Here is an 11,957-nt window from a genome sequence, read left to right on the forward strand (position 1 = left end):
CCTGCTGGTCATTGAGGCGTGGCTTGCGCATGACCGCAGAAGTAATAGCGCCCGTCCTACTTCTCGCACCACTCAGCCTACACACCGCTCCCTTGCTCCCCTGCTAAAATGAGGGGATGGCTCAGCCCGCACGGTCGTCAAGAGCCCGCCCATCCTTGTCACGGTGCGCAACGGGTGACCACGCGGCGGGACGGAGTAGAGCGGACGCCGCGACCGGGTAGGGTCGAGGGCTGGTGCGGTGCTCGGGGAGTGCTATGCGCCCATCTTCAACGCCGGGCCACCGCCCCAACGTGCAACATGGCTCCGCCGCACATGGGACCCCAAGCCTCCGGCTGGGCCCGTGCTGAACGGTGACAAAACCAAGACGGCGCTATCCTCGCCCAAGGCGCTCAAGGACCTGGGTGACCCGCGCGGTCCTGGAGCCGTGGACGGGTAGAACTTCCACTCCCAACTCAAAAGGGTCGTCGAGCAGCATCCAGGCGAGTTTCTCGTCCACCTCCACCCTCAGCTCGGGATCTTCGTGTGCAGGTATCTGGATGCGATCGCGCTCCTCGATGGGCACGAAGACGACGAGATCCAGGGTCTGAATGGTGGAACGAATCCGGGCAAGCCACTCCTCCAGATCGAACGAATCTGATTCCTCGTGCGTCAGGAGGTATCCAAGAAAATCGAGGGAACAGCGATCAAACAGAACGTTTCGCGCGCCATCCTCGTCCTCAAGCAATTCCATCGAGCGACGGAGCTGTTCGAGGAAGTCTTCCAAGCACGGTGGAGAAGCGAACTCGTAACCTTCCTCTTCGAGTAGGAAGTACGGCTCGTCGACGACCCGATACTCCGCGAGTCGGTCCTCAAGCGATTCAATGAGCGTCGACTTTCCCACTCGGTGCGTGCCAGTCACTGCGATACGCATGCGTGTTCGTACCGCAGATCTTCAGGGGGCACCAATCAAAGCGCGAGCGGCCTGGATCCGGCACCCTTCAGGTACGGGCAAGCGGTCACCTGACCCGGCACTGCCCGCGAGAGCGTGCCCGCTGGTACCGCTACCGCCCAGGGAGCCCTCCACGGGCCCGAGATGCGGCTGCCGTGTGCCGCGTAAAACAGTGGAGGCGGCGGGAATCGAACCCACGCCGGGCGGTGCGAAACTCCCAGCAGAATCGCGCCCTTACCTCGTAACCGTCCGGAATGCTTGAGAGTCGGTATCCCGCCGCGTCCCGTCCTGTCCCGCCCCATTCCAGGCTATTCCGCAGGCTCCTGCGACATACGTGCAACACGGCAGGCCCTCACAAGAGCCGGTCGGCCTCCTCCTGCGCAACACGAGACGTGCAAGGTTAGGTGGAGGCAGGCGGCGGGGAAGGGAGGGGGTGGAGTGCGAGCGATTCTGGAGCACCTGGGCATGGCCCCGGCAGGTACGAGGCTGGCCCCGGCGCGAGGCCCCCCCCAGACCGCGTGGTGTTGAGGCTCGAGTCGCCCCAGCCAAGAGAGCCAGACTCCTGCCGCGCACCTCATGGGAGGGCGGCCTGGGCAGGCGTGTACCCCAAGGGGCTGCGCGGCTTCTCCACCCGCCTGGCGCTCTGCTCGGGCGGCCCCCGTCAGCGGCCCTTCTCGGCCCCTGCGCTCCAACCCTCACCCTCAACAGGCCTTCTATTCGCCCTATGCGTTCGTCCGACACCCGGCCTGCAGGCGGCTCGCTCACAGCCCCTGGAATGAGTCAATGGCACCACCATGAGCCCGCCAACATGGCTTATGCTCATCCCATAACGATCGACAAAGGGGGCTTGGTGACTGAGTCCGGTGGTCCGACCACGCAGGATGGCATCTTCTATCAGAACTCGCTTGCTGCGGGTTACCTCGCTGACATGCTCGAACTCGGGCCTCAGCCTCCCAAGGAGCAGGTAAGCGAAGTTCGCCTCGAAGCCCCTAGTCACGTTGATGACATCGTCGTCCGATACGCAGATGGGCACTGCGACTGGGTGCAAGCGAAAATGCGACTGCAGTCCTCTGGCAGCGCCTGGGATGCGCTCTGGCACGACTTGGCCGCACAATCCATGAGCCCCGAATTCGGGGTGGAGGACCGCCTCCTCATAGTGATTGGAGAGCATGACCCCCTCGCTACCGGCCTGCGAGATCTGTGCGAACGGGCCGATACGGCTCTCGACGCAGCCGAGTGGCACACCCGCCTTGGAGATAAGCACAAGCGGATCCTTGATGCCATCGAACGTGCGCTCGGGCCTTCTACGCAGTCTTTGGCGCTCCTGCGCAGGACAACGATCAAGATCTTCCCACTTGATGAACTCGAGCGCGACTTCAACCGGCGCATGCTCGCTGCCGGATTCACACTCCCAGCACGACTCCTTTCAGTGCTCCGGGATATCGCTGGAGGCGGATCCAGGCGACGCGCACTCTTCTTGCCTGCGAAGCTACGGCGTCGTCTCTCGACGGAGTTCGGTATCGAAACTGCGGAGCCCCTGGAATGGGGAATGCCAGCGTACCGTTCGACTGTTCAGCGCCTCGCCCGCATCGAAATTCCCGGGACCTCCGTATCGGGCCCAGCAGCCGAACTGTTTGTCTGGCCACGTGCGCGCGACTATGACCGCGCCAACCCAACCGACTTCGAGGACGAGCAGCCCCGCCTAGTGCTCGGGCTCGACACTTCGACGGTGGAACTGCAGAGTTTTCCCTCGGAACGACTCGACCGGTGCATCGTCGTCGCTGGTCCCGGTTTTGGTAAGTCCGCTCTGCTCAAAGCGGTGGCTGCTCGCTTGGCACAAGGCCCCCTCGTACCAGTCCAAATACCGCTGGGTTCATTCGCATCAAGCGAGCAGGGCGTGGTCGAATTTTTGATGACCTACGTCAACCCAGACTTCAACGTTCGAATCAATTGGGCACGCCTTGCCGAAAAGGGGTTGGCAGTGCTCCTCTTCGATGGCCTCGACGAAATGCCTGCCGGACGCCGTCAAGCAGTCCTTGGGCGTATCGCCACCTTCGCGGCCCGGTACCCGTCTGTTCCCTGGATGCTGACCGTGCGGGATCCAGCCGCGCTCTCAGGGCCCGCAGAAGCCCGAACGGTCGAGTTGCTGCCCCTTGAAGACACCGACATCATGCGGTTCGCGGATGCGATGAAGCGCTTCGTTCCAGGCCTCGATGGGGGGGCACTCACGCGACGCCTCGAAGTCTACCCAGACCTAGCGCGCCTGACCCGGATTCCGCTGTTCCTTTCGATTCTTCTGGCTACATGGCGTGCGGGCTCGGACCTGCCTAGCAATCGCAGCGAGCTCATTGAGAGCTACCTCCGGACACTCTTCCAGCCCCAACAACACAAGGCTCTACCAGAGCATGAGGATGACAGTGTCCTCCTGCGGTCGATTGCCGAAGCGCTCGCTTTTGAGCGCCTGGATAAGCAGGAAATTGGAGCGACGGACCGTGACGTCAGGGACACCATTACCCGTGTCTCGCCGCACACGACTGGTACGAGCACCGTGCTCGAACGACTGCTCAACTTTGGCATCCTTCGACGACAAAGCGCAATCAGGCTTGAGTTCCCGTTTCCTATCGTGCAGGAATACCTTGCGGCGTGCTATCTCGTGCAGAAGCAGGCGGAGAACCTCCTCTCTCGCATTCCGGACGCACTCCAACGTCCGTGGGCACAGGTGATGCAGTTCGCGTTGGAACTCCATCCGACTCCCTCGCCCATCATCGAAAGAATGCTTGCCACCGAGGACGATGCGTTTGGTACCAGGCTACGCCTCGTTGGTCGCTGCATTACCAACGGTGTAAGAGTTAGCCCCAGCCTCTACAGTGATGTTGGTAGGCGGCTCGCGATGTTCTGGGATCGAGCCTCCTTTCGCCTCAGGGATCGGATCGGGCAGTTGATTACGGACGGCTTTTGGAACCCGCTTCCGGCCGAGGTCAGATCCTGTCTTTCCCACTCGTGGCTCATGAATGCTGGGGCAGGCGAGATAGTAGCGAAAGTGGATGATCCATTGCTGACGCAGGAAGTGCTCGCTACCCTGCTCGAACGCAGTCTCGATAAATTCTTCAGCATTCATCCCATGCGGCGTGCAATCGAGCGCCTTGGTGATACGGCGTTCAGGATGTACGCGGAGCGTGCGCGACGAGCGAATACGACATTGGATCAATTTGATGCAATTGCCCATCTGGTTGAGAGCCTTGATCCCGCTTGTTTGACGCAAGGACTCTACCTTGACTTGGCCCTTGATGAGATGCTGCCCGACAATTTACGCCTCCGGGCCTTTTTTCTCGGACCAAGGCCGCTCGATGGAAGAGTAGAACTCCTGATGGAGCGGGCCCTCCGCTCGGAGCGATACAGTGATCAATTTGCCGCCATGACGGCGCTCTCACTCACGAAGGCTCCCGATGAACTGGTCCTCCGCTACATGGTGGGGCCAGAGCTGGACGACAATCAAAAGCTGGGGCTGGTGATGAACCTGAAAACGCTGTTGCCGGATCACGCAATGTTTCTCTCGTTCATCCAGCGCAGCACCCAAGAACACGGGCTGGCCCTGTCGCATCGTGACATGATGCTCGCCTATGCGGCTCGCTATGGAGACAGGGCGTCCTTCGAAAACCTCGTCACTCGTCTAAACAACATTCCTCTCGACATGGCGGGTGTAGTCATTGCGTTGTTCGGACATTACCCATCTCGAGAGCTGGGAGTGAAGGCGGCGGAACTCATCCACAACCGCAACCTCAATGGAGCAGAGGCCGCTGAAATCGCGCACCGCGCTCTATACGGGATGACCTCGATATATGAGATGGACGCGTTCGACAGTGGGGTCCTTCGAGACTCACCTCCCCATCCAGCGCTGGACGCCTGGGCTGATCTCATCGATGAATGGACCGACCGTCATGATCTATCTATTATTCAGCGCCTGAAGCTGCTCACAGCAGCTTCGGGTCTGGGCTCCATGCGTGCCCTCGATACCTTGCAGCGCCTCCTCCCAACATTGCCCTCGCTCGATGGTTCCGAGTTTGATGAGGATGATTCGGGGCAAGACATCCGTTCTGCGCTCAGTGAACTGAGGAGCAAACGGAGAATCCTGCCGCTCGATGTGGCCAACCGATTCGCTCGCGAGAACCGCCCTAACGTTCCGTTCGAGGGTATCGCTATGATCGCGGCCCACTCCACGAGTGAGGCGCTCGATGTATTGGTCTCACTGTACAACGATCTCCAGGATTGGGCTATCCGAGGGGTAGCACTCGAATCAATCGAGACGCTCTCGGGCCGACTGGGGTTGACCGTCAAAACAGAGGGAGGACATCTAAGGGTCACCTGAGAAGAAGGCCCCGGGTTTCGGAGAACTTGGGGCCGCTGAAGAATGGAGGCGGCGGGAATCAAACCCGCGCCGGGCGGTGCGAAACTCCCAGCAGAATCGCGCCCTTACCTCGCAACCGCCCGGAATGCTTGGGAGTCGGTATCCCGCCGCGTCCCATCTCGTCCCGTCCTGTTCCAGCACACTCCGCAGGCTCCTGCGACATACGTGCAACATGGCGGACGTGTTGAGCGCTCGGGCTCGGGGTGAGCATCCAGGCCGGACATGTCGGACGCTCGCCTCGTGGTGAGCGTTAGGGCTGGTGGCGAGTATCCAGGCCGGACACGTCGATGCTGGCCTCGTGGCGAGTGCTCAAGCTTGGGGCGAGCGCGGGGGCGACACGTCGAACACGTCGATGCGGGCCTCGTGGCGAGCGCTCAGGTGCTCAACGGCGGCTATCCAACTACGAGCAGCGCGTGGCCTATTGCCGGAAGGCCGCCAAGGTTCTCATTTACACAGGTCTTGAGAGCCGCCTCACTCAAAGCCAGCATTATGCCTTGAGCGAGGCGACGTAGGGATGATCATCCAATTCGCAGATTCCAGTGTTTTTCTTCTGGGAAGATCTGCTTGAAGTCGTCCCGGGCAGCCAAAGCCAAGACGGCTTCAAGATATAAAAGAGAAGCCGCCCCGGAGTCGGCATCCGGGCATAGGCACAGAAACACTTCGTACCCTTCCTCAATCGCCTTCCTGATTTCGACATGCTTGTTTTTAACGCTTGGCTTCAAGGCAGTACCATCCTTGTTCCGCCTTGAGAGATGATGGCGAAGTCTTCCGTCGTTCTGTGTTTTTCCGACGTAAGCAACTCCTGAGCGACCGTCCTTGGTGATGCGAATTCCATATAAACCACGGAGGGAAAATGCCGCTTCAGGAATTCCAATTAGCAGCCCATCGGCGTCATACGTGATCCGTTGGGCATTCCCCTCCTTGAACTCCCTCAAGGTCGTTTCGACAAACGAATGGCTTAGCGCTCCGATCTGTGCGACGATGCATTTGATGTCCTGCGAATTTTCACTCATCTGGTTTCGCCTCGTCATTTACAGGCCAGCTTGTTGATCAGGAGCCTGACGACGCCATGAGCGTCCGATCATGGATTTCACCATAGCAGTTTCGAGCAGGCCAAGGCTTAGTTAGCCGTGCATGATTAGTGGGTGGAAGAGCTATCAGACCCGTACCTGCTCGATGCTTCAGCTTGCTAACGAGCGGCCCCTTGCCGTCATAGGGGCGAGGCTGGAGCCGGAGGAAAAGAGCCCGTCCCGTGCCGCGACAGTGGAGGACTTGGCTCCGTCCACGAGCGCACGCCCACTGGCACAGCTAGCGCCCTGGTAGGTATCCATGGGACCGAACTGCCGCTGCCCTCCTCATTCCCTCCACCAGACCCGAGCTATCCCCTGTCCCCCGCCGCTCCCCTGGCGGGCGTCCGTAGCTGTCGGGGTCCGCTGCCATACTCCGAGCGGCCCCGCCAGGACCAGCTAGGTCCTAGCCCAAAGGGAGGGCCCGGCCATGCGTCTCCGAGCGTGCTTCGCACTTCTGCTCTTTCTCTCAGCCTGTACGACGACTTCCCCAAGCCCAAGAGAGCCAGCGGCCCGCGACCCCAGGCTCGCCAACCTCCAGCGCGCGGCGAAGCTGCCCTGGACGGATGGGGGGCGGTGCGCCGTCCGCGAAGCTTCTGAGCCCTGGCCCGTGCTGGCGGAGCGGTGCTTTCATGCCCTCGACCATGACCGGACCGAATTTCACGACATCACGAGGCGATGCGCGGTTGCCTCTGCCGGTGCCGCTGCAATGGGAATTGGAATCTGCGTCCTCGCGGCGCCGGAGATCGTTGTGGGAGCGGTAATTGTGGCGGGCGTGGTGGTGGTGGGCTTCGCCATCAAAGAGGCGTTGGATACCTACGCGGAGAAGAGGGGCCGTCCCCAGGTCCAGGTAAGGCCCGCGCCTGAAACGCGGCCCGTGCCTGAAACAGCGCCCGCCCCGCAGAAACCCTCGCCGAAAAAAAGGCCCAAGCCGGAGCCCAAAGGACCGGATTTCCCTCCCGTGGAGCCACCCGGAGTCACGGAGCGAGATCGCAACAGGTGCGAGCCTATCCCCGTGCCGCACCGGGGAGGCAATGACCTGCACAACAAATGCGCCGACAGGGTTCCGAACAACACTTTCTCTGGCTGGGATGCGCTCGTCAATGGGAAGAACTTTGACGCGCTGCAACTGGCCACGCGCACGTTGTGGGAGGTGAAGACTGATGACTTCGATATACACTCACCACACTCCCAGAGGTTTTTTGCCCGGATGAAATTGCCGGAAATACAACGCGAAAAAAGACTCGCCGAAGACTGTGGGTATAACTTTGTCGTTGGCGTGAAAAGCGCCGCACATAAAGCCGCGCTTGAGAAATTAGATCGAAACCTCAACATTGAAATCATGGACTGGTGCTGACATGGCGGTTTTCTCGGATGAACTTGGCATCATCGTTTATGCACCTGCTCTCGTGGGCGAAGATAGGCGGCCTCTCGCTATCATTCATGGAATGGAGGGCGCGCTTCCCGGTTTGCGGCTGGGTTGGACGCTCTCTGAAAAAGAGGAGTTCATTGCGCTGCCCCATCGCGATGAGTGGGTCACGGCAAACAAGATCGACGGCGGGTTTCCGTTCCTTTGCAACGATGACAAAAGCCGCCCGGTGACGCTGACCGCGTGGGAGAACCCGAACGGGCTTGCCGCAAGGAGCCCGCCGCACTTTGAAATCCATGGATCGCTACATCTGGACGTGGCTGGCATTGCAGCGGCGATGGATGTGCTAGCGGCCATCGGGGAAGGTGCTCGTGCTTTCTGGGGGCTCGCAACGCCGTCCGACGCGGCTGTTGAGATTTCGCGGCAGACCAGAGATCCGGTTCGTAAGCCGGGGATCCCGCCACGGGGACTACCAGCGCTCAAGATCGCAGAGCACATGCGCTCGTCTGAGATTCCGCACTGCCTCGGGTGGGTGAACTACTGGTCCGCCGCTGCCGCGGAAGCCATCGGCTTTCCGGACCCGGCCCGCGACGCGGAGTTGCTGTCACGCGCACGGAGCACCGCGACGGGCGGGTGGGTTGTGCAACTCACCGATGCGCCGCTCGACCTGGACAACCCCGCCCACCTGGACGCGCTCAAACGAGCCTACGAGCGCTTCCCGGAGATTGGCGGGCGCGCAGCCCCTTGAGACTCGGCACGGCTCGCGCTGGCCGTGCTCAGGGCCCCGCCTGCTGGTTCACCGGGAAGGTGACGTTCCCGAGGGTGACGGTACGGGGCCCCTGCGCTTCCCAAAGCTTGAGGGTACAGGGGCAGCCGAGTTGCGCGCGCGCCCCCTTCAAACCCACCACGACGGCACCGGCACCATTCGCGGGGATGGGTGCCTCTTGCCACCGGGTAAGCTCCACCTCTTCCCCCGCCTTGTCCACCAGTGCCGCCCCCGCCAGCGTCCAGGGCTCAGCGCCGGGGTTAAGTAGGCCCAGCCGTATAGCTACGCTTGCCGGGCGGCTCTCGCCCGTGGGCGTATAGCTGTAACTCCAGGCCCCCTTCAGACCGAGCGCGTTGGCTGGCGGCACCGTCAGGAAGCCAAGGTTGTCGGACCCCACGACCCCGGCCCCCTCCAGCCATGCCACCCCCATGAGCCCGCCCGGCTCCTGACGCCCGGCCAGAAGCCGCGCCTTGTCCTCCTGGCACTGGCGCGCTTCGGCCTGTGCTTCGTCACGCTCTTTCTCGCACACGTCGGGCGGGCGCGGCTGCCGGAACACGTATACCCGGCGCGTCCCCTTTGCCGCATGGCCCACGAGCCAAAAGCTCGCGCTCGCCGGTGCCGCGCCATCCGCGAAGCGCACTGTCACCTTGACGCGCTCCCCAGGCAAATAATCCCCCTTGGGAGTGGCGTAGAGACTCAGCCCGTCTTGCCCGAGTGCCCAATCCGCGAGGCGGCCCCCTGGCTGAAACTCCACTGTCCCCACAGCGACGCGGGAGTCAAAGACGAAGGTCGTCGTCTCGTCTGCGCTCGCGCACACTTCCGGCGCTCCCTCCGGGGAGCCTGCGGCCAAGTCAAAACGCGCCGTCGCTGCGCAGCGGGGGGCGGGGGACGGGGTGCGGTTCTGCGGCTTGCGCAGCACCAGCGAGCAGAGCGGCCAGCAGGACGGCACCGGGAGAGGGGGGCAGCACGGAAACTCAACCTCCAAAGGGCACGGCAAGGATTAGGGCTGCCCGACAGGCTTAATGAGGAAAACGCGCGTAGGTGTCTTGGCGTTGCCGGGCGTGCTTCCGGGAGTGAGGCACACGCCGAAGCCGGGGGGGCAATCAAAACGCTTGCCGTGCTCGTCCATGTAGAGCGTGTTGCCTTCCAGGCCAGCAACCAAACACACAGGAAGAGTCCCAACGCCTGGAATCTTCGCCTCGGTGAAGGTGCCGAAAAGGCGGTTGTCTCCGAGCTTCCACTGTCCAAGTAGCAGGGTCCCGGCAGGTAGATTGCCCACGAAACCATAGATGCCGGTTTGGAGGGTAGCGGGGCCATCCTTCACCCTGGCCGCCTCTCCGGCCTCTCCCTTGTACCCTTTGACCGTGGCGGTCTCGTCGCGGCCAGTGACGTTGAACCGTTCGTGGGTCTCCCGCCAACCCTGGGGGCAGGTAATCGCGGGGGGCTCGGGGCGCACCTGGGAAGCGGGCGCGGTGCATCCCCCGTCGAGCAGCGCACAGACCGCCACGGCTGCGGGCTTTACCGGCAAGCGGAATCCCACACCTTGCGTCTGCGTTTTCGGCGTTTCTTTCTTGGGCGTCTGATCGGGCGTGCGAAGCATGTCGTTAGCGGTAGACGCGGGAAGTTGAGCCCCAACGGGTGCCGCGTCTCCTCCAGGGAGAGATTCCAGCGGCTTGACATCGGGCGCCACTTCACGACCGTGCACGCCTGCGTCGGTCGAGCTAGGGGTGGGGGACGTAGGCGGTAGCGGCAGCTCCAACCGTGCCTCGCTGGTGCGGCTCGAAGAGCCAGGCCCCCACAAGTCCGCGCCCACCAACAGGGCAACGACGGCCACCGTCAGCACGGCCCCAACGACCCCGAGACGCCACGCTGCGCGTTGAGGGGGTGGACCTGCGGCAGGCTTGAGTTCGCGTGCTGGCGGCACCGGGGCGCTCATCACGGGCGGCTCGTGCTCCACCGGGGCCGGGTCCACGCGCGGCGCTTCCACCATGGGGAGCTTGTCCTGGTTCGCGGCTGGGGCCGGGGGCCGGGGGCCTGCTGCCGCAGCGGGCACGAAGAGCACGGGTGCCGCGTTCGGCGAGGGCTGCCCGCGCCGGGGGCGCCGCTTCACCAGCTTGAGAAACATGCGCCGCTGTTCGTTTGGCTCCTGCTTTGCCGGGTCATCGAGCGTCGTGGTCGTCTGCGGCTCAAGCGGGTCCACGAGCGGCGGCTCCCAGGTAGCGTCGGTCTCCGCGTTGGACAGGGACTCATTCAGAGCCGCGCACAGTGTCGCAACCAACGGGAAGCGGTCCTCTGGCCGCTCCGCGAGCATCTTCATGCACAGCAGCGAGGCGGCCAGCGGCACGCGGGGGTTGACGACGTGCGGCGCTTCGGGCCGCTGAGTCAAGATACGCTCGCGCAGCCCGTCCAGGCACCCTTCATCCGTGCGCTCGCCAAAGGGCAGCGCATCCGTCAGCAGCCAGTAATAAGTCACGCCCAATGCCCACATCTCATCGGTGGGCCCGTACTCGTATTGACCCGTGCCGTCCGGGTTGGCGCGCTGAAAGCGTATCTGCTCGGGAGAGCGGAATTCCTCTGTCCCGGGCGGGAGCTGCGAGCCGGTAACAGTCGGGGCACTGGCAAGAGAACCAATCCCGAAATCAATCAGGATCGGGCGCTCGTTCCCTTCCCGAATGACGATGTTCTCCGGCTTCACATCGCGATGAAACACACCCGCCGCGTGTACCTCCCCGAGCGTCAATGCCGCGTCCAGGATGATGCGCGTCGCCTTCCGAGCCGACGGGTTTCGCTTGTAGGCAAACGTCCAAAGCGTGTCCCCCGGCACGTATTCCATCACGATATAGGGATGGCCAATAACTGTGTCCGGCCAGAAATCCGAGCCCACGTAGCGGACGACGCCGGGGTTCTCCAGGTGAATGAGAATGCCGATCTCACGCTTGCCCCGCCCGTCCAGCTTGGGGATTAGAAGGAGCTTCAACGCGAAGAAGCGGCCCCCGCGCTCGACCTTGTAGACGATGCCCAGGCCCCCCGCGCCCAAGAACCCCACGACCTTGTAATCTCCGATCATCTCGCCGATGTCCGGGTGCCTGAGTGCCAGTCCCACGCTCTACCTCACCTCGTAGATGGGGGAGCGTACCATGACCGCAAGGATGCGGCTCTCCCGGTGGGACCGGGGCGGCAGGTGGACCCCGCCAAAGCTCGCGACCACTCCAAACAAGTCGGAAACAAATATTGCACGAATTGCGCGTTCAGACCCGAATCGGGGAAATCAGTACAGATTTGTTTCCTACATGTGTGTTATTTCCGTCCGCTGGCGTGCGGCATGTGCCCTTGCAGGACCCGGCAAGGCGCGGGCCTATTGTGCACTCACGCGCGACGGTTCGGCATGGCCCGTCATTACCGGGCCGGTCCTATGAGTAGCC

At 62.5% G+C, this 11,957-nt stretch carries 7 protein-coding genes; 3 read left to right on the top strand and 4 right to left on the bottom strand.

What is annotated here, in order from left to right; genetic code table 11:
- Positions 1-370: 370 nt before the first annotated feature.
- Entirely contained in the window at positions 371-910 is a 540-nt protein-coding gene (locus NR810_RS49640) for an ATP-binding protein (protein WP_257463176.1), read from the bottom strand.
- An 826-nt stretch (positions 911-1,736) separates the two neighbouring features.
- Here NR810_RS49640 and NR810_RS49645 point away from each other — a divergent pair.
- Positions 1,737-5,294, top strand: coding sequence for an NACHT domain-containing protein (locus NR810_RS49645; RefSeq protein WP_257463177.1), 3,558 nt, complete (start codon positions 1,737-1,739; stop codon positions 5,292-5,294).
- Positions 5,295-5,851: 557 nt separating this feature from the next.
- Here NR810_RS49645 and NR810_RS49650 read toward each other — a convergent pair.
- Positions 5,852-6,346 carry a hypothetical protein gene (locus NR810_RS49650; protein WP_257463178.1) on the bottom strand — a complete coding sequence of 165 codons (495 nt, stop codon included), beginning with the start codon at positions 6,344-6,346 and terminating at the stop codon, positions 5,852-5,854.
- A gap of 484 nt (positions 6,347-6,830) precedes the next feature.
- Between NR810_RS49650 and NR810_RS49655 the strand changes: the two genes are divergently transcribed.
- Together NR810_RS49655 and NR810_RS49660 are read left to right on the top strand one after the other, a co-directional pair.
- Positions 6,831-7,757: a DUF6310 domain-containing protein gene (locus NR810_RS49655; RefSeq protein ID WP_257463179.1), complete on the top strand. Its 927-nt coding sequence runs from the start codon at positions 6,831-6,833 to the stop codon at positions 7,755-7,757.
- A gap of 1 nt (position 7,758) precedes the next feature.
- Positions 7,759-8,517 carry a DUF5953 family protein gene (locus tag NR810_RS49660; protein WP_257463180.1) on the top strand — a complete coding sequence of 253 codons (759 nt, stop codon included), beginning with the start codon at positions 7,759-7,761 and terminating at the stop codon, positions 8,515-8,517.
- Between the two features lie 28 nt (positions 8,518-8,545).
- Here the strand turns inward: NR810_RS49660 and NR810_RS49665 are convergent, their stop codons facing one another.
- A complete protein-coding gene (locus tag NR810_RS49665) occupies positions 8,546-9,484 on the bottom strand; it encodes a DUF2381 family protein (protein ID WP_326522559.1) in 939 nt (312 codons plus the stop codon).
- Between the two features lie 51 nt (positions 9,485-9,535).
- Positions 9,536-11,638, bottom strand: a complete 2,103-nt coding sequence (locus tag NR810_RS49670) for a serine/threonine protein kinase (RefSeq protein WP_257463182.1) — start codon at positions 11,636-11,638, stop codon at positions 9,536-9,538.
- Positions 11,639-11,957: the final 319 nt, after the last annotated feature.

Source organism: Archangium lipolyticum (assembly GCF_024623785.1).
Lineage (GTDB): Bacteria > Myxococcota > Myxococcia > Myxococcales > Myxococcaceae > Archangium > Archangium lipolyticum.